Origin of the sequence: Fervidicoccus fontis Kam940 (genome assembly GCF_000258425.1) — an archaeon.
Taxonomy (GTDB): domain Archaea; phylum Thermoproteota; class Thermoprotei_A; order Sulfolobales; family Fervidicoccaceae; genus Fervidicoccus; species Fervidicoccus fontis.
The window spans coordinates 731,288-757,120 of sequence record NC_017461.1 but is presented as its reverse complement, the minus strand read 5'-3'; the positions used below and the strand labels follow the sequence as shown (position 1 = coordinate 757,120).

The following is a 25,833-nucleotide window of genomic DNA, read 5'->3' as shown; positions in this document are numbered from 1 at the left end:
CATTAACCTTTTATCATTTCAAGCTCATCTTTAATTCTTTCGAACTCTTCTCTTTTATCCTTTCCTGAGGAGATCCATTGGGATGAAATCTCCAGATCTTTCCCTATCTTTTTCCCAGAATGTTCATCTATCTTAACTAAAGCAGGGATCTTAGTAAACTCTCCTAGCAATACAGCTTCTCCGGTTCTTAAACCTGGAAGCAACTCTAAAAGCTCACTACTCATTTGTTCGGTAGCTCTTTGAATATACTGAAGATCATTTGGCTCAATAATCTTCAAAATGATTCTGTTATTGGTTTGGCTTAATGAGTTCTCATCTATATTTTTAGGCCTTTGGCTAACCAAACATATTCCTACGCCGAACTTTCTCCCCTCTCTAGCTATCTTTCCTATAATATCTTTAGTTAGCGTCTCCTCATCTTTGGGAACTAAAATATGCGCTTCTTCAACTATTATAAGTATCGGCGAGGGATAACCTTCTCTCCTAGTAGTAACATATTTTTTCCTTTCTTCCAAAAGCCTTCTTGTATAATAAGACACAATAACATCGCTTCCGTTTTCATCTACTCCAGAAAGATCCACAATGTTTAGCTCATTCGGTTTGATTGCAATTTTTACCTCTTCCGGAGCATCTGGTGTTAATACAGCCGAATAGTTTGATTCTAAGTCTTCTAACTTGTTTATAACATTTAATATTTCATCATCCTTAAACCCACCTAAGATTCCTTTGTCCGCTGTTGTATTATTTTTCTTTTTTAGCTTCTTTTCTAATTCGCTTTTTAAAACCTCAAGGATCTTGTTCAAAAACTCTCTTTTATATTCTATTGTATTAGGATCGCTTGGTTTATAATTATCTTTTATGTACTTATATACCCTTCTCAGAATGCTCTGTTGTTTTATAGCATCGTCCCTTATTCTAGCTAACCTGAAAAGCTCAAATATAGATAATGAAAATGGGTTGATTTTCGGAGGGACAATATTCTGTTTGTCTTTACATATATCAGATGATGCGTATTCTCCATGGATATCAAATATTAGCACAGTCCCATTTAGTCCACAAGTAATTCTCTCAGTGAGTATACTAACGCTATTTGATTTTCCCGCGCCCGTAACAGCCAAAATTGCAAGGTGTCTAGATACTATAGGATCAACTTTTACAAAAACAGGGACATTTGGATGGTTAGAAAGAACGCCAATTCTTACGTATCCTATTTTCCTATAAGGATCATAGCAATAATCATCATAGCAATTATCAACATTAGGAGAAAAGATCTTTGTCAGGATTTTATCCGATGCTCTATAAACTGGATATGAAGATTTTGGGGGGGTTTTTGGGGCTTCAGAGATCCCCCTTTCAAGCAACGGTTTAAGTTTGGTAATTATCTTAACCGAACCTCTCGAATATTCTCTAACAGATATAGCTTCCATGTAATTTTTGAAAACATTTATATTTGTTATATCTTCAGGTACGTATGGATTCCCCGCGTAAGACCTGTCCACCATTCCAAGCAGATAATCTTCATCATGCTTTATAAAAACATACTCACCTACTCTTGGTGGGGAATTTGAGAGAAAGGTGATCCTAAATGGAGTGCTTTCTCCAATCACATATCCGAGGATTTCCTGACTTTCTATATCTATTTCGATTTCTTCTTTACTCATATCTTACCACTCTTTTTATTCAATTGAATGAAAATCATAAAATTTCAATCTCTTCCCTACCGGTAGGCTCTTCGCCCAACCCCAAAGCATCAACTATGACTTCGACAGTATTTAAATATATATGAGCTTCTTGATGCGCAAGCGACAGAACATAAGGATAACCGCTTACCGATATACTGCTTATCTGCAGTAGCTTTTCATAATAAAACTTATTCGGATCACTTATAGATTCAGCTTTAAATTTCGGCAATAGCAACTCAACCTTTAGCACCGGGCCGAAGTTCTCAAGTCTTGCATATCCTGTAAGCAAATATACTTCATCCATCAAATCGCTTACTCCGCAGAAAGAGGTCTTCGATTCTTCAACTACCTTGCTTAACGGCAAAGGACTTCTGGTTATGAATCCCGCGACCTTCGTTTTCATAGAAATAATATATTGATCTGAAAGACTGGAGTTGAAAAAGTCATTACTTCTTCCTGTTTTAGTAACAAAAAATAACTCTTTGCCTTTTGTTATTTCCTTTAAAATTTCAGAAATATAGTAAAACTTTTCGCCGAGCTCCAATTTAAAAGCTAATTCATTTAAATCGCTTTTCTTTTCCTTTTCATATATTTCTTCTATTAAGGATTTAATTCCCATGCTTGTAAATTCATCATTAAAGCTTTTATTGACAATTTTACCTATGTCTTCGCAACTATATTCGCTCAAGCCGTTAAGAATTCTAGGTCTTATATGAGTTGGCCTTGAAATTAGAGATTCTGCACTCCCATCTTCAAGAGTAAAGTAATTATTTTTAAGAGAATCTAGTATTGCTCTAAGCTCCGTTACCTGCCTATAAACTGTAATCCTATCTTGCAAGCTTCCTGGAGGTATTAACATATCAATGTCGGCAATTTTATATGTAGACCCTCTAACATATTCGTTCTTTTCCTCATTAAGATGAAGCCTTATAGCGTATGTTTTGATAAAATAAAGATCAAAGCCGAGAAAAGATTTTGGAAGCGAGCCTCCGTCAATTCCTGCGATTTTTGTTGGTCTGTATAAGTCTTCTCGCTTGGTATTTGAAAAGTCCTGAACTTCGTTGAATTGCTTAATGATATCTTTATCATACATGTCTATAAATTTCTTCAATTTGCTGATAATTAAATCTCTCTTACGTATAGCTGCTTCAAATAAATCCTCATGAAATGCCATTACTCTAACACCTCACTAACAAAGGATCCTTTTCCAGGTATTTTTTTGACTTCATATATTGCATCACCTGCTTCCTTTAGTTGTTCGTCATGGGTTACTATTATAAGCTGAGGAACTCCCTCTCCTCTTTCACCTAAAGTCCTAAAGACTTCAACAAGGTCTCTCACCCTTTCATCATCTAAATGTGTTGTAGGCTCATCTAAAATAAGAAAGTCGAATACTTCTTCTCCAGCTATCATCTTCTGAATGACTTTTTGCATTGCTAGAACAAAAGCTATAGCAACAGCAACACTCTCTCCGCCGCTCGCCTGAGAAAGAAGAACACTTCTTGCGCTGTTTTTATCAATTAGCTCTATATTCAGGTTTTCATCTATATCAACTTCTGTATACGTTAAATCGAGCTTACTTAAAGTATTGGACATTTCGTTGCTTAAAATGGCAATCGCTTCATTCCTGAGCCACTTTGGTATATTTTCCTTATCATATAGCTCTCTAACTTTAAGCAACACATTTAACTTATATATTGCATCATCTATTTGCCTCAATCCACTTTCGTAGCTCTTTATTTTTTCTTCATATTCAGCTAACTCTTTTTTCAACGTATCTATACTTATTACTAGCTCTCCGTTCTCCCTTTGCTTATTCTGTATATCTTTTTCAACTGCATCGATCTCGCTTCTAACTTTTTTAAGTTCTTCTTCCACACTTCTTAGGCTCTCGATTTTTTTATCAAGCTCTTCTATTTCCAACTTAAGGGAATTAAACTCATTTTTAATGTTTTCCATATCCTTTTTCTTTGAATCTAGCAAACTCTCTGAGTTACTAATTTCTTGAAGTATTTTTTTATACTTGTTATATGCTTCAATGCTAATCTCAATATTGCCATCATTTGTCTTAGAAAGATATTCTTCTCCTAACTTTTCATATTCTTTTACAATTTTTTCTAATAACTCTATGTTTTCTGCACTGATTTGCTCAAATTCTAGCATCTTGCCTATGCTGATAAGATTCCTCTTGCAACTTTCAGAATTTCTATAAGCGTTTTCTATTTTTTTCATTATTTCTAAAGTTGACTCATTTTCTGAAATTTTTCTCTCAATTTCTTCAATTTCGCTATTAATTTTTTCTATATCTTCTTCTTTTAAGACATCTGCTTCATGTTGCAAAAAGCTGAGATATTTCATAAGAGGGCTATTTTTGCTTTCATATGCTTTTTCGTATGTTGACTTTAAATCTTTCAGCTCATTTTCAAGTCGCTTTTTTTCATTTATATTGTTATTTATAGCTTCTTCAAATTTATGTATCAGCTCAACCTTGTGTTCCTCATTCAGCTCTCTGCCACATAAGGGACATCTCCCTTCAGCTCTTTTTATTTCATTTATATATTCTTTGAACGTTTTTAATGAACTTTCAATGAAGCTAATCTTTCTTTGCAGGTCTTCAATTTTAGCTTTAAACTGGTCTTTCAGTTCTACAATCTTCGTTTCTAAATCTTTGCCCTTTAGTGTATCAGCTTCATTAGAATCTAACATATTTAAATATTTTTTAGCTTCGTTTTCATATTTCTCCAAGTCAGCTTTTATTTTCTCTATTTGTTCTCTTTTGCTCACTAGCATAGCTCTATTTCGTTCAAGCTCTTTCTCTTCCCTTTCTAACTGTTTTATATTTTCCTGTACTGACTTCAAATCGTTTAACGAAGCTGAATAATCTTTGTAGTTATTATATATTTCCTTTATATATTCCAAACAGTTTTTTGCCTCGTTATACAAAAGCAGATATCTGATTGCCTGAACCTTATTTATTATATCATCTTTCTTGGAGGTTTTTTCTTCAAGCTCTTTCAGACGAGCCTCGTTTTCCTCTAATTTGTTTTTTAAAAGTTTAAACCTTGCCTCCTTTTCATCACGTTTGCTTCTTGCCTGCTCTAACTCTTTTGACTTCGATAGTAAATTTTCCATCGTAGCATTAAGTTCCTTTTCTTTTTCCTCCATCATCTTTAATTCTCTTTCAACTATAGCTCTTTCTTTCTCAAGACTCTCCAGCTCAGCTTTTTTCTTTTCATAATCATTTTTTAACTCACTGAGCTTTTTCCCCAATAGTTTTTTACTTCCGCATAAATTTGAAAGACTGTTATCATTTACTTTGTATGTAAAGCTACTTATAAGATCACTAATGTTTTCTAGCCTTATGCTAAATTCGCCCAGCTTTTTATTTGCTTTTTCAAAGGAAGATAAACCAAGCGGGATGTCTATAAAGTCCAACTTTGAAGCAGAATTTGACTGAAGGGCATTTGCCCTATTTATTAGCTCTCCTTGTCCTATTATAGAAAGTCTTATTATGCTCTTAAAGAAATCCTTTTCTTTTGAGTTCTCATCGGAAAGTAGTAGCTCTCTGATTTTCTCGTTTACTCCATTTGCGCCTCTTGCTATTAATTTAAATCTTTTTTCCTCATCACAGCAGTAGCATATCCTGAGCTCATCCTCAGCCTCTCCTGTTTCCTTTCTTCTCCTCAGTATTTTTATTACAGTATTATCCCGGTCCTTCAGCTCTAGCTCAACTTCAAAATATTTCTTTTTACTGTCCTTTGTTCTAGCCTGCTCTATAGTACCTCTAAGAAGCTCACCTGTTAGCGCAAAAAGTATCGCTTCTACTATACTTGATTTTCCTGCTCCGTTCTCTCCAACAAGCACAGTAATGCCTTTACCAAAATTTAAAGTAGTCCTCTCACTGTAATTACGAAAGTTTTCTAATGTAACAGAAGATAAAATCAGTCCGCTAAGCTTAGGCTCCATTATCTTACCTCACATAGCTGAGTAAACCGTTCTTATTTTCTCCCTCTTGCTTTGTCAAAAATTGAGAAACACCTTCAATGCACGGGGAGCCAGAAATCTTCTTTATAGTTGGATTTTGAAATAATGAATTTAATATTTCATTGCATTCTTTTTCAAAATCTTTGCTCTCAATAGCACATTCTTTTAGCTCTAGTAGCAATAAAGCTAAATTTTTATCTCCTAACCTGCTTGTTATAATATCAACAGATTCACTTTCTTTCCTCACTCTTTCATTATTTAAAAATAAGTCTTTTGCTTCTTTTTCTCTAATTTCTATCTCCAGTTCGTATACCTTTTCTTTATTTATACTTGAACGAATCGCGATTCTAGCCTCTCTTTTCTTTCCTCTATCTACCTTCAGCTCTATTTTAATATATGGACTTTTGCTAAAATTTCCACTAAGGTATCTTTTTACTTCTTCTATCAATAGCTTTACATCCTCTCCTCTGAAAAGCTCCATAGGTCTTATATTTAAGTTCACTTTTTGAACGTTCGGCACATCTTCCGAGAAATCCACTATGTAAAATCCCTTGCCATTTTTCTTCCAGTCATTTATCTCATTTACATTAAGTATCTCTATACTACTAGGGTAAGCTAATATTCCTCTCTTTACTTTCTCTATTATCCTAAAATGAAGGTGACCTAGAGCATAATAATTGATATAATCTGGAAGCTCGGAGAGGGAATAGCCTTCTTCAAAAGGGAAAAGCTCAGAAATTGGAAAGTGACCTATTAAAATACTTTTTCCGCCATTTTCCTTTGCATTTTTTTCAATTTTCTTAAATATATTGAGATAATCTTCTCTTCTTCTAACAGCTTTTGGCACAAATGGAAACGAATATAAAAATATCTTTTCTCCGCTTTCTTCTATTATGTAAGCGGGATTTCCATTTAAGTTAATTTCTAAGTTTAAAAAACTGCCGCCGATGTAGGTGGAAATTGTATCAAGTGGATTTCCTTTTTTAGATGCCTTGGGGGTATCATGATCCCCTCTTACAGCAAAAACTCTTCCTCCTGAATCATAAAAATCTTTCATTATTTCATGAAATCTTTTTAATATAATGTTTTCAGGTCTATCTCGGTCGAAAACATCTCCGGCAATAATGAGAAATTTTAAATGCTCTTTTTTTAGTATATCTATCATTTCTCTTAAAGAACTTTCAATGTCTTCTGCTCTTCTAGTATGCCCAAAGTGAAGATCTGCAGCATGTGCTATTAAAACCATGAAATTCACCGCTCAATAATATAAAAACATAAAATATTTTATGTGAAAATCACAATTTTAAAAGTGATTTCAATATTCTGGATAGTCATCGGGAACTCTTGCTCTAAAATATATTTTAGTCTCCGGATTTTGAAATAAGCCCATCTTTATTCCTCTTTTTTTATTAGGAGATAACTTCCACACTTTTATTGGTACTAATTCATATTCTTTACCAGTGATACGATCTTTAACTTTAACAGGTCTTTTTTCCATAATAATCACTCTAAATTTTAGCTTTTACATTTATTAAATAAATAAAAAATCGTAGATTTTAACTTTTCCAATTGAAAAGTAAGCATCATTTTTAAGCATAAAAAATGAGTAAGGTTTCATCGAAAAATTTTACCAATTTGCGACAAATACTGAAAAACTTTATGACTGATGATTTATTATTTTATAAAAAATAAATGTCAGGTTGCGAACAATAATGAAAAAGTCTTTAGTAGCAATATTATTAACAATTTTCTTTTTGAACTTAGCTTTTTATATATGCACAAAAAGTGAAGACAGTCCCTCAGCTATACCTTCTACGATACAATATAATATATACATATTTCCAAATGCTTCTAGCTTTAATACTGGTAATTATTCTGCTGAACTTTCAATTTTTATCTCTTTAGAAAAAATTGGAGACAATATTTCAATAACTTCGCTTTCCTTTGAAAATGAAACATTAAAAAGCTATTTGTGTATCGATAATGATACTATAGAAGATATGATTATTTCCCCATCCATAGGACATTTTTATGTCCCCCCTTATTTATTAAACCAATTTAGCTATGAAAGAAGCAGTTCATACAATGGTTGGAAGTTTAACTTTATTGATGAAGAACCTTTTTATATTTCAAATAATGAATTTGTAGATGGATATAGATTTTTACTAAATTTTGGTGAAGGTTCAAAAAGCATAATATATGATAAATACACGGGAATCCTCCTTTCAGAAAGTTTCTATGTTGAAGAAGTAAATTGCAACAGTTACTACTTCCTTGTGGATATTGCCAGCTTTAGTAATCCAAGCTTAATCAATTACACGCAAATTTCTGATGAAAATGAAAGGATATTTCAAGGCATTTCAATTTTAATAATTTGTTTGGCAGGAATATCTTTGTACAAGAGAAAAGATATCATGTTTTCAGTTTAACAAAAAATATAAGATGTTTCTATTTATAAGATATTTAGAACGTGGAGAGTTTAGAAAAATATAAAAACTTTTGAAATATATTTCATAATTAATACAAATTTAAGGAGGATTGACTAGATACACGAACAATGACAGGAAAATTTGGAATATTTTGTTTAAATTCAAAGACGTAAGAGAAGCTGAAAAAGCAGAAGCTGTAGTATCAATTATTATAAATGTTGCATTATGGGTGATAAGGCTAATAGCAGGAATCTTGTTGAACAGTATTGCATTGATCACAGATGCGTGGCATGGACTTAGCGATGCATTGACTTCGCTTGGAGTTTTGATTTTTTCAAAAATAGCATCAAAGCCTCCTGACAAAGAACATCCTTTCGGACACGGTAGAGCAGCTGACTTAGGCTCATTTCTTATAGGAATAATGCTTTTTATAATTGGTTTCTATTTTTTATATGACGGTATTCAGGGACTGATGACTGAAAGAGAAATTGTATATTCATATCTTGGCCTAAGTCTAATTGTTACGGTAATAACGATATTTATAAAGATTTTCAACTACCTCTATGCACAGAAGCTTGGCAAAGATTATAATTCGAACCTTTGCAAAACCGATGCTCTTCATCACAAGCTAGACGCCCTCGTAACAGCTGTAGTAGTTGTAGGCTTAAGCATGTACTATTTCTTCAATATTCCCAAGATGGATTCGATACTCACTATTTTTGTCTCATCATTGATTATTTACGAAGGAGGGGAAACTGTTTATGGAATTGCAAATATTCTTATGGACAAAAACTTTGAAGATATTTCAGAAGAAATAAAGAGCATTTTAAAAGAATTTAAAGATATTGAGAAAATAAGTGATATTAGAGTGAGGAGCATCGGTAGCTACTATTACGTAGAGTTGAACATTAGCTTAAAAAAGGACATGAAGCTATCACGTGCTCATGAAATAAGCGATAAAGTTGAAGATGAGCTGAAAAAGAGAATCCCACAGATTTTAGAAGTACATATTCATGAAGAACCTTTGTGAGTTTCTTCGATCTAAATTACATGATTTTTCATTTTTCGAAACTACACTGTCAGACCTGCGCGGGTCTATCATCGCCGAAGCTCATGCCTTTCGAGCCACATCATCCAGATAAAAATATTTTAAAATATAATAAAAAAGCTATTGATGATTTTGATTTAAATAGAAGAAAAGATATTTATAAATAACGCCTATGGCTAAAATAAAAAAGAGGTTAAACAAATGTCGCAATTGTCATCTATAGAGGAAAAATTCGCTCTATTACTTGTTGATTATTGCATAGGCGTTAAGAGGCTAAGCGAAATACAGGTTTCCGGCACAATAAATGCGATGCCGTTAATAAATGAGCTTTTTAAAAAAATTGTTGACAGAGGGGGATACCCGAGGATAGTAATTACAAACGAAGAGCTTTCAGAGTATTTCTACAGATATGCAAGCAAAGAGCTTTTAGAATATGTCTCACCAATTGATAAATATGTTATGGAAAATATCAACGGACTTATCAGAATTCTCGCCCCATCTCATTCTAAGCATCTCATAGGAGTTGACCCGGAGAGGATAAAAATTGCAACGCTCGCTGGGAAGGTAATCTCCGACATAATGCTCAAAAGAGACGCAATGGGAACATTGAAGTGGACGATTACAGTATATCCTACAAATGCAATGGCTCAAGAAGCTGGCTTTTCTCCAATTGAATGGAAAAACTTTGTATACTCTGCCCTTAAGTTATACTCTTCTGATCCTATAGAAGAGTGGAAGAAGCAAGCATTAATGCAGGAAAAAATTACAAAACTATTAAACAAAGTTGATGAGCTTCTTGTTCTTTCAGATGATACTGAGCTTTTTATGAAGTTTGCAGGAAGGACATGGATTAGCGATGATGGAAAAAACAACATGCCGGGTGGCGAAGTATTTAGCGCTCCTATAGAAGATTCAATAGAAGGGTATATAACATTCACTTATCCTGCGATCTGGAAAGGAGTTGAAGTTGAAAACGTAAAATTGAAATTCAAGTCTGGAACTATAATTGAGGCGAATGCCAGTAAAGGAGAGGATTTTCTGAAAAAGATGATTTCAACCGACGAGGGATCGAAGAGAGTAGGAGAGTTTGCGTTTGGACTCAACTACGATATAACGAGGTTTACAAAGGAAATATTATTCGATGAGAAGATTGGAGGAACGATACACATGGCTCTCGGTGCAGCTTATCTCCAGACTGGAGGTAAGAACACTTCATCTATCCATTGGGACATAGTAAAGGATATGAGAAAAGGCATAATAAAAGCGGACAAAGAAAAGATTTATGAAAATGGAAGATTTATTGAGTCAGTAATTTAAAGCAACAATTAAGATTTGTAAAAGTATTGAATATTTTTAACCTATATTTTTTAATTAATTTTAGATGATTGCCTTGTTGAAAGGATTGAAAACTATATGTCCATCTAATAACGAAGAATACGATGGAATTGTGTTATCAGATAGTAGATGCGATTCTCCTTTAATGATTGAAATTGGGGGTGCCGAATGGAAGGTTCTTCACGATGTTCCAAGCATATGGAGATATAGCAATCTCATGCCTAAATTTAGTGAAACTGTCACTAGAGGGGAAGGTTTTACACCGCTTAGAAGGTGGTCAGAAAAAGATATCTACTTAAAGCTAGAAGGATTCAATCCTACTGGAACTTATATGGATCGAGGGTCATCTGTATTGGCCAGCTTTTTCAAAACTTATAAGCCAAACGATTCTGCTATTATAAGATACTCTAAAGATTTTGCTATATCTGCTGCAACTTATCTAACACCTTCTCACAGAACAAAAGTAGTTATCGAAGACCCTCTTAAAGCAGATCCTGAAGAGCTTACATCGCTAGTGTATTTAAATGCAGAACTGTGCACAGAAAGATACAGAGAGGCTATAAGCTATGACAATCCGCTAACCATTGAAGGGCTGAAAACAATCATTTTTGAAATAGTAGAAAGGGGGATAACCGAGGGAAAAATTCTCGTGCCAAGTGAATCGGGAGTCCTCGCTTTATCTATATGGAAAGGGATAAAGGATTTAGAGAAAGCAAACTTTGAAACGAATTTTAAGATCATTGCAGCAGTCCTTGAAGATAACTATCCTTCCTATCTAAAAAATATTGAAGGAATTCAAATTGAAAAGATCAAACTAAATGAGCTTATAGACAATTTTATTGAACTCACCAGAAAAGGAGTAAAAGTAAAGTTAGTATCTGCACTAGGCGTAGCTTTAGCTATGAAGCTTGGAGAAGGTATAGTAATAGTAACAGGAGAGTCTAAAGGAGTAAACCTGAGAGGTTCCCAAAGCTTTTGGAATGATATTAAAAAAGATATAGCAAAAGCTTTGGAAGGTAAAAAAGGGATGACCGCTTATGAGATCTGGAGGGAGCTTAAGGAAAAATACACTCTTCGTGGGATCTATAAAGCTTTAGAAAGTTTAGAAGCTGAAGGAATTGTTATTTCGTTTTTTGAAATGAGAAAAAATAAAAAAGTCAGGAAATATTCGTTGTTTCCTTCATAATCATAATAAAAATTTTTCATCAAATAAATCAGTGCTAAATAATATTGATAATGTACAAATAAAGAAATCAATAGCTTTCTAATAAAAAGCGGTTATATTTTTCGTCAAACATTTATAGCTTACTTTATAAAATGGTATATATAAAGCAGAGAATTTAAAGCTATAAGGCTAAAACTATGGAAGAAAATGAAATAAAAATAAAATTCGAACCGATTCTCATATTCAGAGGAGAAAGCATTCTTGATAGTAACGGAGCAGATATACTCAAAGCTATCGAAAGAGAAGAATCTATGATCTCTGTATCAAAAAAACTCGGTATCCCATACTCTAGAGTCTGGGAGCTTATAGTTAGAATAGAGAGAGTAACTGGTAAAAAAGTAGTAATAACCCAAAAAGGAGGGAAAAGAGGAGGGAAAACAAAGCTAACAGATTTCGGAAAGAAGCTTGTTTCTATGTACGAGAGTGCTCTTGCATATATCAACAAAAATATAGGACCTTTATCCCAATATATTTCAATATCTATAAATTCTCAGCTAACTATGGCAAGAAGTAGCGACTATATAATGGACATTGTAGTTAATAATGCCATTAAAAAAGGTTGTAAAATAGATGATCTGATAATAGGATCTGGTCTCTCCCTTGCAATGCTTGCATTAGAAAAAGCTGATATCGCATGCATGCATCTCTATGATCCCATTACCGATGATTACAACAAGTCTTTCATTGAAAGATTCTGGTTAAAAGATAGAGTAGAAAAAATAATTTCATTTAAGAGAGAGCTGGTTTTTGCATATAGACGTGACCTTCCTCATATGGAACTCAAAGACATAATACATAAGTTACTAAATGGAGAATTAAAATTAATTAACAGAAATAGAGGTTCAGGAACGAGAGATCTTCTTGATTTATTACTAAAGGAAGAGGCGAAGCATCTAAACAAGGAAGTTGAGAAAGTTGTAGGTTATGAAAGCGAATATCAAACCGATGATGAAATTATAAAAATGATTTCTAGTGGAAAAGGTGATATAGGTTTAACTTTGAGATATTTAGCAGAAAAGCATAACTTAAAATACACACACGTTAAATGGGAGACATATGAATGCTTTTCTCTGAAAAATATTGCAAATAAAGAAGAAGTTTCGAAACTTAAAGATATATATGAGAATACTGTTAAAAGCTACAAAGACAATATTATAGGGTATATTTTTGAATAATATCGTTTTGTTTAATTAAAAACATTTAAACATTATACAAAAGTATTTTTTTTGTTAGTAATCCTTCTATCTGAAGAGAAAATATTTTGCTATGTAATTATATGTAATTACTTGAAAAATACCAGCATTATTATAAAAAGTATATATTTAAAAATGAAAAAAGTTTTAATTCCTATTAATAAAAATAATTTTTTGCTCTTAAGCGGGCCCGTCGTCTAGCTGGTTAGGACGCCGCCCTTACAAGGCGGAGGTCCTGGGTTCGACTCCCAGCGGGCCCACTTCTCCTCTATATTATCGTGGGAAGCTATATAGAGGGGCTTCTTCCTCTCATTGCCAAGATAAATTCCTTAATATGCAGATAGTATTTGCCCTTAACTTTTTGTGCGAGATAAAACGAGCTATTACCTATTGAGTTATAACCCTCGCATGGATTTATGCGGGATCTTAAGTATATAAATATATGATATAATGCTACTATACTGTTTGTTTTTAGCTTTGCTCTCAAGCATTGGGTAATAACAACCCCTTCATCCGATCAAAATTCTCCTGTCATCATCTTCTTCTAATTGCCTATCAACTTCATTTCTTTAAATGCTCTATTGATCTCATTGTAGGCTGTGCGTTCCTCTATACCTTCACTAAGCTCAAATAGCTTCAAAATATTTTTAAAAGATTTAAAATTTAAATATTTCAATCATATGCACGTCTTGTCTTTTCATCGGTTACTACGAGCTTTATCATTTCTTGCCATTCAGGAGAATTCCATGAACCTAGCTTCTGATGAACGGTATAATATTTTTCTGGAATAGGATGTGTTCCTATTACTACTTTCATGTTATACTTTTCTTCGATATACTTTTTAAAATATTGAATATATGGACATGGAGGATAACCTACAACCATCCCAGTAGCAAAATGAATTACTGTTGCTCCATTCTTTTTCATTTCCTCCGGAGCATATTCAATGTTCCCACCTGGACAGCCTCCACAGGTTGTGTACCCCACAACTTCGACTTCTTTGTCCTTGTAAATACTAAATCCTCCTACTCTTTCTCTAAGAGCCCTAAAGCACTTTCCTCCTGCACAGTTTTTATATCTATCACATATTATAATTCCAATCTTGACTTTTTCTTCCATCTATTATCACTAGCAATTTATTGCTTTAAAAAATCTTATTATTAAATTTTATTAATAATTTAGATCATACAAAAATTTTTATATAGTTTTTTCCAAAATTTCAAACACTGTCTTATAAAATGCTAAAAACTAAAAACTTTTATTAATCCTAAGAAAAATTTAATATAAAATAGAGGGCCCGTAGCTCAGCCCGGTCAGAGCGCCCGGCTCATAACCGGGTGGTCGAGGGTTCAAATCCCTCCGGGCCCATTTACCTTTTACTCTTCGATATGAATGCTCAAGCTTTTCTTCAAAAAATGTCTACTTTCCATGTCTATAAGAAAATACTTTGTATCGTCAATAAGCCTTCTCGCAGTATCAACCTTATGCCTTAATCCAGGCACTAGTGCATCAGGATAATCCATATTACTCAGCTGGAAAAATACTTCTTCCATAATTTCAAACAGCTTCCATGCGTTTTCGAAGTCCTCTTTTCTAATCATATCAATAATGACCCTTCTAATCTCACCAATTACATCTCCAAGCCCGAGGAGGTAAGGGACAGGGGATATATTCATTTCTTTATAACTAATAATGTTATTTTCGTTCATAATATGAAAAAGCAGGATGGCTTCGGCATATTCCGTTAACATGTTGTAGGCTATACCAGAGTAATACAGCTCGGGAAAATTCTTGAGTTCCGAAAGAAAAACTTCTACTAGCTCCTTCATTTTGTTTATGTTTTCTTCAGCACCTTTAAAGTCTCCTTTTTCGATTAATACTATAGCATTGCCTGATAATCTTATGACATCTCTTGAAATGACTATTAGCTTCTCCCTTTCCATGTCTCTTTCATCCAAATAGCCTCTTATTTCACTAATTATTTCTTTAAGCTTTTCTTTCAATATTCATTACCTATTCCCTTTTGAATAGGTAGTAGCTTATAAAGCTTGCGAGCTGAGCACTTGATATATACATATGCAAAAAAAGAAAATATTATAGATGTGCTTATCTCTATAAAAAACTTTCTACTTTTTAATTATAAAATATGATTTATTACAATATTTCTTCTTATAAGAAGCTATTCTCTTTCAAATTTATCACAAATTTTTGAAAGATTTTTTAATTAACCACATTCTGATTTCTTCTATTTGGGTATAAAAATGTCTCCTAGTGTTCTTTTAGTTAGTGGTAATGAAATTGAAAATCTTATGGACTTGAATCTTGTTTCAAAAGCAATAGAAGATGCCCTCATTAAGTTTTCAAAAAGAGAGACTCTCACACCTGAAAGAACTGTGATGAGGATAAAGGGTAACTGGTGGGCTGTGATGCAGTCTTACATACCTTCGGAAGGCATTGGGGTAAAGGTTGTAAGCCAAATACCTGAAAACTTCTCAAGAGGATTGCCAACTATACAAGCAGTTACACTTTTATTTAATGAAAGCAATGGAGAACTAATTGGAATTTTTGACGGAAATATCTTAACAGCTTTAAGAACGGGTGCGGCAAGCGCTATATCAATAAAATACTTAGCCCCAAAAAACACTGGACCAATAGGGATAATAGGAACCGGATATCAGGCGAAATATCAGCTTAAGTTTTCATCTCTTTTTTACAAAACTAGAGAATTAATGATTTTTGATATAAATAAAAACAGAGAAAATGAATTCAAAACCTGGGCCGAAAGCTTAGGATATGTAGTTAGTTCAGCAAATAGCATAGAAGAGCTTGTAAAATCCTCTAAAGTTGTCATTGAAGCCACAACAACAAAAACTCCTATTATCCTGGGTGAATGGTTAGACGATGATAAACATATAATAAGCATTGGTGCTCATTCATTAGAGGAAAGGGCTTTAGATGATGAAGCTATAAAAAAGATTGGAAAAATTGTCGTTGATTCAAGAAACGCCACCTTAAATGAAGCTGGAGATATTGCCGAACCAGTCAAAAAAGGCATTTTAGATTTTGAAGACATTACTGAAATAGGTGAAATAGCTGCCGGAAAGAAAAAGGGAAGAGAAGGAAATGAGATAACTCTATTCAAATCTGTTGGTTTAGCAGTAGAAGATGTTGCAGTAGCACTGCTTGCATACAATATTGCAAAAAGTAAAGGTTTAGGAAAAGAAATAATTTTTTAATCTAATTTCCATGAATCTAAATATTCTTTCTGCTCGGGAGTGAGTTCATCTATTTCTATGCCCATAGATTTAAGCTTTAGCATAGCAATGTTTTGATCTATATCTAGCGGAACCTTGTAAACTTTCGGTTCAAGCCTAGGCTCAGTCCATACCTTCTTTGCAATTAATGCTTGATTTGCAAAGCTCATATCCATTACTTCGCTAGGATGCCCCTCAGCTGCTACTAAATTTAAAAGCCTTCCTTCAGCCAACAGATACAGAACTTTCCCGTTTTTCATCTTATATTCTTTCATATATCTTCTAAGCTCTCTGGATGATATGCTATTTTCTTCTAGATCTTTTACGCTAACTTCCACATTGAAGTGCCCGCTATTTGCCAAGATAGCACCATCTTTCATTTTTTCCATATGTTTCCAAGTGATTACATCTTTGTCTCCTGTTGCCGTTATGAACACGTCGCCGATTTTTGCAGCTTCCTCCATTTTCATAACTCTATACCCATCCATTACAGCTTCTAAAGCTTTCACAGGATCTACTTCGGTAATAATTACTTCAGCCCCCATGCCCCTTGCCCTAGCAGCTATTCCCCTTCCAACCCATCCGTACCCTGCAACGACTATCGTTTTTCCAGATATAAGAATGTTCGTAGCTCTAAGCAATCCATCAATTGTGCTTTGACCTGTTCCATATCTGTTATCAAACATCTGCTTTGTCATAGCATCATTTACCGCAAAAACAGGGTAACCTAGCTTCTTTTCTTTCTCTAACGCTCTTAATCTTACGACACCAGTGGTAGTTTCTTCGGCTCCTCCCTTTATCTTATTCAGCATCTCCGGATGTTTCTCATGTAATAAAGAATGCAGATCGGCACCGTCATCAATCACTATATCTGGATGAATGCTCGCAACCTTTTCTATTGCCCAGAAATATTCTTTCTCGCTCTCTCCCTTCTTAGCAAAAACGCATACACCTTCTGTTGCTAAAGCCGCCGCTATATCATCTTGTGTAGATAGCGGATTGCTTGCAGCTAAGTAAACTTCTGCACCCCAGGCTTTAAGCGTTCTCACAAGAACGCCAGTCTCTTTTGTCACATGAAGACATGCAGCAATTTTTGCACCTCTCAAGGGTTTTTCATCGCTGTATTTTTTTCTTAATGACATTAAAACTGGCATATTTCTCTCGGCCCATTCCAGCTGTGCTACGCCTTCTTCTGCTTTATTTATATCTGATACCCAATACTCAGGCATTTACTCCACCTCTTCAGAATTTGTAGAATATAAATAATTAATTTATTTGCTATGCTCAGAATTTTCGACTTCTATTCCCATTTCAATTAAATCTTTCTTCAGCCTTTCTACAACTGCGATATCCGGAACCTCAAAGATTACTTCTACTGAAGCAAAGCCTACGGGGGATCTTAAGCTAAACCTATCATGCTTAACTTCTACGATATTGCACTTGTACTTGTACAATACATTTAATATCTTTGCTAGCTCTCCTGGCTGATCTTTTGTTAATACTTTAAGAACAACTATTCTTCCGATACTAGACAGCCCTTTCATTATTATTCTGTATAGCATTGTCAAGTCAATATTACCACCGCTCACAACGAGCGCAATCTTTTTATTCATATTGTTATAGTAACCTTCAAGCATTGCTGCAAGTGGAAGAGCTCCCGCACCTTCTACCATTATTTTTGATCTTTCAAGCATTAAATATATAGCAGTAGCTATTGAGTTCTCGTCAACAACGACAACATCATCAACCACCTCGCTCATGACCTCAAAAGTCAAATCACCAACACCTTTGGTTACTACTCCATCAGCCAAGCTTGGCAATGGCTCAATAGTTTCTATTTTTCCATTCTTTCTAGAAACATAATACTTAGGAGCGTTCTTCGGTTCAACTGCTATAACCTTTGTGCTAGGTTTCAATTTTTTAATTGCCGTTCCTATGCCTGATATTAAGCCTCCTCCCCCAACAGGAACCAAAACCATGTCTATATCGCTAAGTTGACTGGCGATTTCTAAACCTATAGTTCCTTGTCCTCCCATAATTTCAATATCATTAAATGGATGAATAAACACTGACCCTGTTTGCTGAGATATTTCTATTGATTTCTTGTACGCCTCATCATATACTTTGCCGTATAGAACCACTTCTGCACCGTAATTTCTTGTAGCATTCACTTTGAAAGCAGGCGTTATTTCTGGCATAACTATTGTTGACTTTATGCCAAGGCTATTAGAAGCAAATGCTACCCCTTGGGCATGATTGCCGCTAGACGCTGCTATAACGCCTTTTCCCTTTATTTCATCTTTATGCTTAAAAATTTTGTAATAAGCGCCTCTTACCTTAAAAGAACCCGTCTTTTGCATATTTTCAAGCTTAAAATAGAGCTTATTTCCTGTCATTTTTGAGAATGTTGCACTATAGTCAACCGGAGTTTTGTGAATAACACCAGAGAGAACTTTTTCTGCTTCTAAGATGTTTTCCCATACATTATCGACTAATTTTCCCAAAACCTTATCCCTCCATAACAAAATTTTTTTCTTTCATTTCAATTCAAATTTATTTTTACTAAAAAGCTCATTTAGATCATTCACCTTCAATATCCAAAACTTATAGATTTGGCTTTTAAATTGGACCTTTTGTTTTAATTAATATTTGATACTTAAATATATAATTATAAATTATTAAAAATTTCGATATAAAAACAAAAGAGGTAACATCTTATGAAAAAAGCTTTTCTCTCTGTAGATCTTGAGGGTTTGCCCTTTATAGTGAACAGGGGACAGCTTTCAACCGGAAACCCCCTCTGGGAGGAGGGGAGGAGGATAGCGAGCGAGTTAACATACGCCGCTGTGAAAGCGATCCATGATGAGGGATTCGATGAGGTGATTGTAGCAGATTCTCATGCTGATATGATAAACATATACTATGAGAGGCTTCCTAAATATGCATATTTAGTTAGAGGCTATCCGAGACCTAGGTCAATGATAACTGGAGCTGAAGGTTGCAGCGCGGCATTCTTCTTAGGATATCACGCAGGTGTAGGGACGAAAGATGCAACATACGATCATTCATTCAGCGGATCAGCCATAAGAGGTCTAGAAGTAAATGGAGTAAAAATGAGTGAATTCTTATTTAATATGATTGCACTGAATGAGATGAAGATTCCTGTAATATTTGTAGCAGGAGATGAGGCTTTGAGGGAGGATGTGGAGAAGTTCGCTCCGTGGGCCGTGTTCGTTCCTTTAAAGAAGTCCTATGGCAGGTACTCATCTATAAGCCCATCTATTGAAAAGCTCAATGAGGATCTAGCTCAAGGAGTTAAGGAAGCTGTGAGGAGGATGAATGCTAATGAAGTTAGAATGATAGCTGTGGATAAACCTGTGAAAGTTAAAATAGATTTTCTAAATACTGGTTATGCAGATTTAGCAGAATATTTACCTATCGTAAAACGAATAAGTGGAACTGCAATTGAATATTCAGCTGAGAGCATTAATGATGCTTACAAAATATTAGAATTGCTAGTATTTGCTTCATATGGCTTGAGAAGTATTATTGAAAAATAAATAATTTTATTTTTAATATAAATGGTTCCTACTTTTTCATGCGCTTTTAGCAAGGTATTTAGATCTATGTCCTCAATTTTTATTCCCAGCTCACCAGACAAGATGTATTTTAACTCACTAAAACTTGTCTTTTTTCTTTGAGATAATATTACCGAAACTAGAGAGTTTGCTGTCCTCATGTACCGTTTAGTTTCAAACATCTTCATTATTTCATCAAGTTCTTCTTTGCTTAGAACCTTCCGTAACAATCTAATTGAAGGAAAACCATTGACTTTTAATTCAATTGAAAAGCTTTTATCATTTGCCTGATGCTTGACACCTTCGCAGTAAAAAGGAGAAACACTCAGTCTTTGAGCGGCTTCGCAGTAAAGCGTTTCTCTGTATTTCTTTAGTTCCTTGTCGCCAATTGCCATTAGATCGTAACCATAAACCATATTCATATATTCCTTCAAAGGCGCATTAAAAACGTTTAGAATGGAAAGAAGTGAAGCTATACCAAGAGATGCAACTTGCTTTATATCGAACTTGTCTATAGTGTCCTCACTTGAATGATAGTATTTATCTGGCCACATGTTGAGCATAACAGACGGTATGCCATAGGAAACATATACATCATGATCGCTTCCCACTTCATAATTTATGAGCCACACTTTTTTTGTTGGAAATGTCGTTATAGAGCTAAACCCGTAGCTTTTTGGTAATGCATCTAACATGTATTTAAATGTACTAGCTTCTAAAGGAGAGATAAGAGATATTGGAGACCTGACAAAATTGAGAGATGACCCTGTTATATCCTGCACTTCTCCTATCATATCAAGATTAACAGTGCCGATGATTTTTCTTCCTTCACTAAGAGCCTTTCTTAAATAACTTACACTTCCGCTGTATTCAGGAACCCAAACAAAATTTATCCTTATATTATCCTTTAAATCTGACCTGTCTAAATATTTCATAGCTATAGACGCTGCAATATTTCCAATGCTTCCACTAATGTTATCATTTACTGTATAGCCCGGATGGCACAAATGAGAAATTATATGATATTCGTTTTCCCCATTTCCCCAAGAGTGTTCAATAACTGGAATGCTTGCGACGTTGTTATATCTAGACTTCACATAACCTTCAACTTCAACTTTTTCCCCCTTATTTATCATATATATCAAATGCATAGCATCTTCTCTTGTAACGGTAAAGGCGGGTGCCTTTGCTTTAGAAATTTCTTCAAATGAGGGGAAAATTGAGAAATAAGGATATGCTGTTTCCGATCCTTCTCTTCTAAACGCTATTACTCCTATTGCTCCATTGTCTACAAAAGAAAAATAATTCGTAGCGCTCCAATCATCTGTTAGAACTATCTTATTTTCACAGTTTTTATCGCATTTTCCCGAGGGAAGATATACCAGTTCTCCGGCAATTTCACCTGGTGGAGAGTGCACTATTACAGAAGTTATTGCTTTATTTGTATGCGATAATAAAGCTCTAATCGGTTTTTTGATCCATAATCCTCCTTCTTCTAGCTCCCAACCCACAAGATTTGCATCAAATGGCATGAGACTATCATCATGTTGAAAAAGATGCAAATTTGGATTTAGACCAAAATCTTCAAGTATTTCCTTAACCCTCTTTGATGCATCTATAATTCCTCTTCCGCCTTGGACTCTATTGTATTGAGAAAGCTCTACAGTATAAGATAAAAGCTTATTGATGGGGATTTTGTCTAAAATTTCTTCGATCGTTTTCAATCACCAGTAAAACAATTTAAGGATGAAAAAATAATTATAGTTAACTGATAAATATTTCCTGGTGCACTAAAATGCCCATAGAAAAAGGAATAGAATTGACAAGGTTTTTTGAAATAAAAGAAGAACACTCTGCGTCTCATGTAGGCTCTGGAGAAGTATCAGTTCTAGCGACTCCAAGTATGATCAACTTTATGGAAGAGACTGCATTACAGTGTGTTCAACCGCATCTAAAAGATAATGAAACTACTGTAGGTGTTAGAGTCGACGTTTATCACATAGCACCTGCAAAGGTTGGAGAAACGCTAAAAGTTGTTGCTAAATTGCTTGAAAGTGACGGGAAAAGGCTTATTTTCTGGGTAGAGGCCATTTGCGGAGATAGAGTAATTGGATATGGAATACATGAGAGAAGAGTTGTAGATAGAGAAGGTTTTACTAAAAGAGCTTGAGAATTTTTTATTAAAAATATTACAGCTGAAAATCTTGCCTTTTAATGTTAGGATGAAATTTGAACATTTTTAAGCTTTTAATTTTTATTAAAGCCTAGTGATCAGCTTTGAAGGGCTGTAAATGCTTCCTAATCATGACAATTGGAATTAGTGTTAATTCTGAGCCTAAAGCAATAGATCTCTCAAAAGGCTTCGGGCAGAGATCTCTGACTACTCAACTGTCCTTAGAATGAAAGAAGATGTATTCACAAATAGATAAGTGGAGCCTAGATAAACTGTTTTGAGTTTCATAAAAGTTTATATTTTAATGTTAATGTTTTTTTGCTATTTATAAATCTCTCCGCATTCTTTTAAAATGTTCTTTTAAGGACATACCTCAATGAGGGTTAGAGAGCTCTTCCAGAGAGCAGCGATAAGAAGATTGTAGAATTTCTTTGGATGCTTCGCGATAAAATCTATAGAGCCCTGAGATGCTTTAGAATATTGTTGCATGCATAAACATGTTCTCCAAATACCTTGCTCTCGAAAGCCTTTAAGCCATATGCAGAACCAAGAAGGGATGCATCAACTAATATGAACTTATATAGGATTTGAAAACCCTCAATGTGAACAAATTTTACAGTTTGGATCCTTTGTGACTTGGATTTCATGTATGCTTAAGTTTTTTGAATCTATATAAATGATCCTATCGGAAGCTACTTTTCCTATACCCGTAATAATCTTTATAACTTCAATTGCTTGCATGGTACCTAATATACCAGGCAGAGGAGGAACGACTTGTATTTCTTTTTTCGTTTCTTCTGTTTCTCCGAATATACAATTTAAGCATGGACCCTTTTTAGGAATAACCGTGAAAAGTTGACCATACCACTCTTCAACCGCTGCATGAACAAAAGGCTTTAGATATCTAACTGCCAACTTATTAACCCTTAGCCTAGCCTTCCAATTATCTAGCCCATCAACTACAACATCAGCCCTCTTAATAATCTCCTCAAAATTTTCGTCATTTACATCAATAACAAATGGTTCCACATGTATTTCTTTGTTGATTTCTCTTAACCTTTCTGCTGCAATAATTGCTTTATATTTTCCTACATCTTCTTCTTTATAAAGAATTTGTCTATTGAGGTTCGATTTTTCTATTTTATCTTTATCTACAACTAACAATTTGCCTATGCCGGAGTAAGCTAAATAAACAGAGCTAGCTGATCCAAGTCCACCAACTCCAACAATTAGAACCGTAGAATTTTTCAGCTTTCTCTGCCCTTCATCGCTCAAGATCTTTAATTGTCTAGTATATCTTTCCAACAAATGCACCTTACTAAATTATATCATCTAGCTTTTTCTTTCCAAGTTTTTTAGAGATTAGTCCCTTGGTCTTAATATCTAGGTCTTCCTTTTCAATATCTTCAACGATATCTTCTTTTTCAGGTTGAGCCATTGCGACCTTGTTTTTAGCGTAGCCGCATTCACCATTCGGAAGAAGATAGTTCGCCTTGCAACTAGCATACTGACAAGCTGCTCCTATGCATTCATCATTTGTCCAGGTGCAGAATACATATTTTCTTCCAGTCTTTGGGTCTCTCCTTATCTGGTATGCTCTTTTAGTGCACCAAAATAATGGGCATAGGTTGTTGCATTTTTCACCCAAAGGATTAGGGTTCTGATGGTGCTCATAACCTTCCCTTTCTTGTTTTATTCCACTTTCAAACCTTTCCTTTTTTTCATATCCCCCTGTTTTTCCCTTTTTGTCGCCCCAATACTTATCTTTTCCATAGTCGTAATGCTTTTGATCTTTCTTTATACTCAATCTCTTTCACCTACCTATTTCGCTAGGGTTTATACCATTTAAAGAGAATATAATTTGGTATACCATTCCTGACTATGCCTAGCATGAACTTTTTCTTTACGCTATGGCTTAACCTACCCATCCTTACTAGTTCGATAGGGTCTATAATTTCATCACCTTCATAAACATGTATTAAATATGGAGCGTGTTCAATTCCAGGTCCATGTCTATACAGACTGTAGTCGCTTCCAAACTTCAATCCGCTTCTTACAACATAACCTTTTTCTCTTAGATCTCTGTATATTATATACAAGCTTTTAAAAGACTTAATCCTATTATATGCTTCATTTAAAAGTTCATCGAAGCTCATTTCTTTACCTTCTGAATTTAAAACAGATAACTTTCCCTTTTCTACCAAATAAAGGGCTTCTACCAATGACAATTCTAAAACTTCATTATATTCTCTTCTCTCAGGTTTTTTTATTCCAAAAGGTTTTCCATAGAATCCATCCATGTAGATCTTGGAGGCAATTTTAGTGTCTTTGATAAGTACTTTAAGCCCCACTAAATGTCCAATGAATTTCTCGTCATGCTTTATAGAGGGATATGTATCTGAAGTCATGACTTGCATCCCTAATCTTGTCTGAAAGCTCTTCTATCAAATCTACTACTTCTTTTAATAATAACAGATGGAATAAATCATTAGAATATTTTCGTATTATTTCTAGTTCAAGCCTTCTATATAGCTGATCTACCAGATCTTCTTTCCTATTTATTTCGTCGTGTATTTCTCCAACCTTTTTCGAATTAGAGGAAAGGTATTTGGACTCCGTATATAGAAGTTCAACCATATTAAATGATGTTGAAGAAAACTGAGAAAATAATTCTGCAATACTTTGATCTAATGTAAAGCCGGAATGGGCAAGGATAGATAACCTGTAAATTATTGAGTCAATTATTTGAGAGATTCTGTCCAAATGAGAAAGCGAGAACATATACAGCTCTTTCGTCATTAGAGTAGGTGACACCCTTACGACATATTCCATAGTTGATTCCTTCATTCTTTGAGCATCGTCCTTAATTTTTTTTATTGGCTCATATCCTTTTTTAACGAGTTCCATCTTGCCTTGAATAAAGCCTGAAATAAGCTCTTGCGCCATCTTTCCTTCTTGGTTTATTGTTAAAAGAATGTTTGTAATCTGTTCTGCTAAGTTCATTTCCGCTAAGTTCATATTAAGAATTTCATCATCCCTTATAATTTCCTGAGGCATTTAGTTATACACCGAACGCTTTTGTTATTCTTTATTTATTATCTTTAATTTTAAAATACAAGATTAAATATCTATTCATTGTATTTCCATTTATTCATGCTTATTTGTTATCATAAATGAAATCAATGTCTGCAGCTTCTTTCAGTATCCAATCTTTATTCGCTTTTAGAGGCCCAATACTCCTTTCAGCTCTTTCTAGAATTCTTTCGAACAAATCTTCTTCTATTTGCATATAAACTAATCTCACAAAGTCTATTATAGTTCTATAGTATTCCATTTCCTCCTCACTGTTAATATTTTCATGATATGTTTTCAAAAAATTTTTCAGATCCGCCCTTGAATTTTTATTCATTTCAAGAAGCTTTAAGATCTCTTCCTCATTCTCAACGCTTTGTTCTTCTTTCAGTTTTTCTTCTATAGTAGACAGTATCTTTCCTCTTTCTTCCATAATTTCTTGAAAGCTCTTCTTTATTATAACCAAAACGTTATCCCTCAATTTAATATGCTTATAGCGACCTGATAGTTGCTATGCTGTTATCAGAGACACCATTTTCTTTCATGAACTCATTATTTGCATAGACCTCATTTTCAGGAACGTTTTCGTCAAGGATCACATTAAATAGGAATCTCTTCTTTCCTGCAATAACAATATACGCTTTATCCTTTATTCCAAGCTCAGATGCCAGTTTCGGATTGATAGTTATATGTTCAGGTTTTGTTGAGCTATATCTTACTCTTATCCTTTTTTCGGAAATTTTCTTTTGAGTAGGCTTTAATGCGCCAGCTGGAGGAATAATAGCTACTAATGACTTTATGTCCTTCTTTTCTACTTTCTGCTCACTTGCTTCCTTGTTTTCCTCTTCGGACATATGCTC

General features: G+C 34.3%; 26 protein-coding genes and 2 tRNA genes. 11 read left to right on the top strand and 17 right to left on the bottom strand.

The features are described 5' to 3' along the window. Positions 1–2: 2 nt before the first annotated feature. The 5 genes from FFONT_RS03925 to FFONT_RS03905 all read right to left on the bottom strand — a co-directional run bounded on the left by FFONT_RS03925 (position 3) and on the right by FFONT_RS03905 (position 7,164). Positions 3–1,661, bottom strand: coding sequence for a helicase HerA-like domain-containing protein (locus FFONT_RS03925; RefSeq protein WP_014557934.1), 1,659 nt, complete (start codon positions 1,659–1,661; stop codon positions 3–5). Between the two features lie 34 nt (positions 1,662–1,695). After that, positions 1,696–2,856 carry a DNA double-strand break repair nuclease NurA gene (locus tag FFONT_RS03920; RefSeq protein ID WP_014557933.1) on the bottom strand — a complete coding sequence of 387 codons (1,161 nt, stop codon included), beginning with the start codon at positions 2,854–2,856 and terminating at the stop codon, positions 1,696–1,698. Then, on the bottom strand, positions 2,856–5,648 hold the full coding sequence (locus tag FFONT_RS03915) for an AAA family ATPase (RefSeq protein WP_014557932.1): 2,793 nt from the start codon (positions 5,646–5,648) through the stop codon (positions 2,856–2,858). Before FFONT_RS03915 ends, FFONT_RS03920 begins: the two co-directional genes overlap by 1 nt. 4 nt (positions 5,649–5,652) lie before the next feature. Next, positions 5,653–6,912 (bottom strand): metallophosphoesterase family protein, encoded by a 1,260-nt coding sequence (locus FFONT_RS03910; RefSeq protein WP_014557931.1) that lies wholly within the window; start codon positions 6,910–6,912, stop codon positions 5,653–5,655. Positions 6,913–6,981: 69 nt separating this feature from the next. Beyond that, entirely contained in the window at positions 6,982–7,164 is a 183-nt protein-coding gene (locus tag FFONT_RS03905; RefSeq protein WP_014557930.1) for a chromatin protein Cren7, read from the bottom strand. A 214-nt stretch (positions 7,165–7,378) separates the two neighbouring features. On the opposite strand from FFONT_RS03905, the gene FFONT_RS03900 reads away from it, so the two are divergent. From FFONT_RS03900 to FFONT_RS03875, 6 genes are all read left to right on the top strand, one after another. Next, positions 7,379–8,095, top strand: a complete 717-nt coding sequence (locus FFONT_RS03900; RefSeq protein WP_014557929.1) for a hypothetical protein — start codon at positions 7,379–7,381, stop codon at positions 8,093–8,095. A 109-nt stretch (positions 8,096–8,204) separates the two neighbouring features. Continuing rightward, positions 8,205–9,125 (top strand): cation diffusion facilitator family transporter, encoded by a 921-nt coding sequence (locus tag FFONT_RS03895; RefSeq protein ID WP_148683629.1) that lies wholly within the window; start codon positions 8,205–8,207, stop codon positions 9,123–9,125. A gap of 219 nt (positions 9,126–9,344) precedes the next feature. After that, positions 9,345–10,460: an aminopeptidase gene (locus FFONT_RS03890; protein WP_014557926.1), complete on the top strand. Its 1,116-nt coding sequence runs from the start codon at positions 9,345–9,347 to the stop codon at positions 10,458–10,460. 73 nt (positions 10,461–10,533) lie between these two features. Further along, the gene (locus FFONT_RS03885) at positions 10,534–11,664 is read left to right on the top strand and encodes a pyridoxal-phosphate dependent enzyme (RefSeq protein ID WP_148683628.1); all 1,131 of its coding nucleotides are present in this window, start codon (positions 10,534–10,536) and stop codon (positions 11,662–11,664) included. 176 nt (positions 11,665–11,840) lie between these two features. Continuing rightward, positions 11,841–12,878: a substrate-binding domain-containing protein gene (locus FFONT_RS03880; RefSeq protein WP_014557924.1), complete on the top strand. Its 1,038-nt coding sequence runs from the start codon at positions 11,841–11,843 to the stop codon at positions 12,876–12,878. 204 nt (positions 12,879–13,082) lie between these two features. Continuing rightward, positions 13,083–13,156: transfer RNA gene (locus FFONT_RS03875), tRNA-Val, on the top strand. Positions 13,157–13,568: 412 nt separating this feature from the next. On the opposite strand, the gene FFONT_RS03870 is transcribed toward FFONT_RS03875, so the two are convergent. Next, the gene (locus FFONT_RS03870) at positions 13,569–14,015 is read right to left on the bottom strand and encodes a CGGC domain-containing protein (RefSeq protein ID WP_014557922.1); all 447 of its coding nucleotides are present in this window, start codon (positions 14,013–14,015) and stop codon (positions 13,569–13,571) included. Positions 14,016–14,189: 174 nt separating this feature from the next. On the opposite strand from FFONT_RS03870, the gene FFONT_RS03865 reads away from it, so the two are divergent. Next, positions 14,190–14,264 (top strand) — tRNA-Ile (locus tag FFONT_RS03865). A gap of 8 nt (positions 14,265–14,272) precedes the next feature. Here the strand turns inward: FFONT_RS03865 and FFONT_RS03860 are convergent. Then, positions 14,273–14,899 (bottom strand): translin family protein, encoded by a 627-nt coding sequence (locus FFONT_RS03860; RefSeq protein WP_014557921.1) that lies wholly within the window; start codon positions 14,897–14,899, stop codon positions 14,273–14,275. 258 nt (positions 14,900–15,157) lie between these two features. Between FFONT_RS03860 and FFONT_RS03855 the strand changes: the two genes are divergently transcribed. Continuing rightward, the gene (locus FFONT_RS03855; RefSeq protein ID WP_014557920.1) at positions 15,158–16,132 is read left to right on the top strand and encodes an ornithine cyclodeaminase family protein; all 975 of its coding nucleotides are present in this window, start codon (positions 15,158–15,160) and stop codon (positions 16,130–16,132) included. Here the strand turns inward: FFONT_RS03855 and ahcY are convergent. Further along, positions 16,129–17,379: an adenosylhomocysteinase gene (gene ahcY / locus FFONT_RS03850; protein ID WP_014557919.1), complete on the bottom strand. Its 1,251-nt coding sequence runs from the start codon at positions 17,377–17,379 to the stop codon at positions 16,129–16,131. The two genes, FFONT_RS03855 and ahcY, sit on opposite strands and share 4 nt — an antisense overlap. A gap of 42 nt (positions 17,380–17,421) precedes the next feature. Beyond that, positions 17,422–18,654 carry a threonine ammonia-lyase gene (gene ilvA / locus FFONT_RS03845; protein ID WP_148683627.1) on the bottom strand — a complete coding sequence of 411 codons (1,233 nt, stop codon included), beginning with the start codon at positions 18,652–18,654 and terminating at the stop codon, positions 17,422–17,424. Positions 18,655–18,867: 213 nt separating this feature from the next. Here ilvA and FFONT_RS03840 point away from each other — a divergent pair, with 213 nt between their 5' ends. Continuing rightward, entirely contained in the window at positions 18,868–19,710 is an 843-nt protein-coding gene (locus tag FFONT_RS03840) for a M55 family metallopeptidase (RefSeq protein ID WP_148683626.1), read from the top strand. On the opposite strand, the gene FFONT_RS03835 is transcribed toward FFONT_RS03840, so the two are convergent. Next, positions 19,647–21,452 carry a DUF4910 domain-containing protein gene (locus tag FFONT_RS03835; protein ID WP_014557917.1) on the bottom strand — a complete coding sequence of 602 codons (1,806 nt, stop codon included), beginning with the start codon at positions 21,450–21,452 and terminating at the stop codon, positions 19,647–19,649. The genes FFONT_RS03840 and FFONT_RS03835 overlap by 64 nt on opposite strands. A 71-nt stretch (positions 21,453–21,523) precedes the next feature. Here FFONT_RS03835 and FFONT_RS03830 point away from each other — a divergent pair, with 71 nt between their 5' ends. Further along, positions 21,524–21,898 carry a thioesterase family protein gene (locus FFONT_RS03830; RefSeq protein ID WP_014557916.1) on the top strand — a complete coding sequence of 125 codons (375 nt, stop codon included), beginning with the start codon at positions 21,524–21,526 and terminating at the stop codon, positions 21,896–21,898. Positions 21,899–22,005: 107 nt separating this feature from the next. Then, entirely contained in the window at positions 22,006–22,131 is a 126-nt protein-coding gene (locus FFONT_RS07240) for a hypothetical protein (protein ID WP_280101535.1), read from the top strand. 130 nt (positions 22,132–22,261) lie between these two features. Here FFONT_RS07240 and FFONT_RS07235 read toward each other — a convergent pair whose 3' ends face one another. The 7 genes from FFONT_RS07235 to FFONT_RS03800 form a co-directional block, all read right to left on the bottom strand. Further along, positions 22,262–22,390 carry a hypothetical protein gene (locus tag FFONT_RS07235; protein ID WP_280101534.1) on the bottom strand — a complete coding sequence of 43 codons (129 nt, stop codon included), beginning with the start codon at positions 22,388–22,390 and terminating at the stop codon, positions 22,262–22,264. A 108-nt stretch (positions 22,391–22,498) separates the two neighbouring features. Continuing rightward, a complete protein-coding gene (locus tag FFONT_RS03825; RefSeq protein WP_148683625.1) occupies positions 22,499–23,215 on the bottom strand; it encodes a HesA/MoeB/ThiF family protein in 717 nt (238 codons plus the stop codon). 4 nt (positions 23,216–23,219) lie between these two features. After that, positions 23,220–23,708, bottom strand: a complete 489-nt coding sequence (locus FFONT_RS03820; protein WP_014557913.1) for a hypothetical protein — start codon at positions 23,706–23,708, stop codon at positions 23,220–23,222. Between the two features lie 22 nt (positions 23,709–23,730). Then, positions 23,731–24,309 (bottom strand): tRNA-intron lyase, encoded by a 579-nt coding sequence (gene endA, locus FFONT_RS03815; RefSeq protein ID WP_148683624.1) that lies wholly within the window; start codon positions 24,307–24,309, stop codon positions 23,731–23,733. Then, entirely contained in the window at positions 24,275–24,958 is a 684-nt protein-coding gene (locus FFONT_RS03810) for a DUF47 domain-containing protein (protein WP_014557911.1), read from the bottom strand. Before FFONT_RS03810 ends, endA begins: the two co-directional genes overlap by 35 nt. A 100-nt stretch (positions 24,959–25,058) precedes the next feature. Continuing rightward, entirely contained in the window at positions 25,059–25,439 is a 381-nt protein-coding gene (locus FFONT_RS03805; RefSeq protein ID WP_148683623.1) for a hypothetical protein, read from the bottom strand. A 25-nt stretch (positions 25,440–25,464) separates the two neighbouring features. After that, positions 25,465–25,827 (bottom strand): hypothetical protein, encoded by a 363-nt coding sequence (locus tag FFONT_RS03800; protein ID WP_014557909.1) that lies wholly within the window; start codon positions 25,825–25,827, stop codon positions 25,465–25,467. Positions 25,828–25,833: the final 6 nt, after the last annotated feature.

Excerpts from the sequence above, each read along its gene's own strand:
- FFONT_RS03870 (WP_014557922.1), bottom strand. The coding sequence starts at position 14,015 with ATGGAAGAAAAAGTCAAGATTGGAATTATAATATGTGATAGATATAAA.
- ahcY (WP_014557919.1), bottom strand. The coding sequence starts at position 17,379 with ATGCCTGAGTATTGGGTATCAGATATAAATAAAGCAGAAGAAGGCGTA.
- FFONT_RS03890 (WP_014557926.1), top strand. The coding sequence starts at position 9,345 with ATGTCGCAATTGTCATCTATAGAGGAAAAATTCGCTCTATTACTTGTT.
- FFONT_RS03925 (WP_014557934.1), bottom strand. The coding sequence starts at position 1,661 with ATGAGTAAAGAAGAAATCGAAATAGATATAGAAAGTCAGGAAATCCTC.
- endA (WP_148683624.1), bottom strand. The coding sequence starts at position 24,309 with ATGACTTCAGATACATATCCCTCTATAAAGCATGACGAGAAATTCATT.
- FFONT_RS07235 (WP_280101534.1), bottom strand. The coding sequence starts at position 22,390 with ATGCAACAATATTCTAAAGCATCTCAGGGCTCTATAGATTTTATCGCG.
- FFONT_RS03915 (WP_014557932.1), bottom strand. The coding sequence starts at position 5,648 with ATGGAGCCTAAGCTTAGCGGACTGATTTTATCTTCTGTTACATTAGAA.
- FFONT_RS03910 (WP_014557931.1), bottom strand. The coding sequence starts at position 6,912 with ATGGTTTTAATAGCACATGCTGCAGATCTTCACTTTGGGCATACTAGA.
- FFONT_RS03900 (WP_014557929.1), top strand. The coding sequence starts at position 7,379 with ATGAAAAAGTCTTTAGTAGCAATATTATTAACAATTTTCTTTTTGAAC.
- FFONT_RS03840 (WP_148683626.1), top strand. The coding sequence starts at position 18,868 with ATGAAAAAAGCTTTTCTCTCTGTAGATCTTGAGGGTTTGCCCTTTATA.
- FFONT_RS03920 (WP_014557933.1), bottom strand. The coding sequence starts at position 2,856 with ATGGCATTTCATGAGGATTTATTTGAAGCAGCTATACGTAAGAGAGAT.
- FFONT_RS03905 (WP_014557930.1), bottom strand. The coding sequence starts at position 7,164 with ATGGAAAAAAGACCTGTTAAAGTTAAAGATCGTATCACTGGTAAAGAA.
- FFONT_RS03880 (WP_014557924.1), top strand. The coding sequence starts at position 11,841 with ATGGAAGAAAATGAAATAAAAATAAAATTCGAACCGATTCTCATATTC.
- FFONT_RS03800 (WP_014557909.1), bottom strand. The coding sequence starts at position 25,827 with ATGTCCGAAGAGGAAAACAAGGAAGCAAGTGAGCAGAAAGTAGAAAAG.
- FFONT_RS03830 (WP_014557916.1), top strand. The coding sequence starts at position 21,524 with ATGCCCATAGAAAAAGGAATAGAATTGACAAGGTTTTTTGAAATAAAA.
- FFONT_RS03855 (WP_014557920.1), top strand. The coding sequence starts at position 15,158 with ATGTCTCCTAGTGTTCTTTTAGTTAGTGGTAATGAAATTGAAAATCTT.
- FFONT_RS03810 (WP_014557911.1), bottom strand. The coding sequence starts at position 24,958 with ATGCCTCAGGAAATTATAAGGGATGATGAAATTCTTAATATGAACTTA.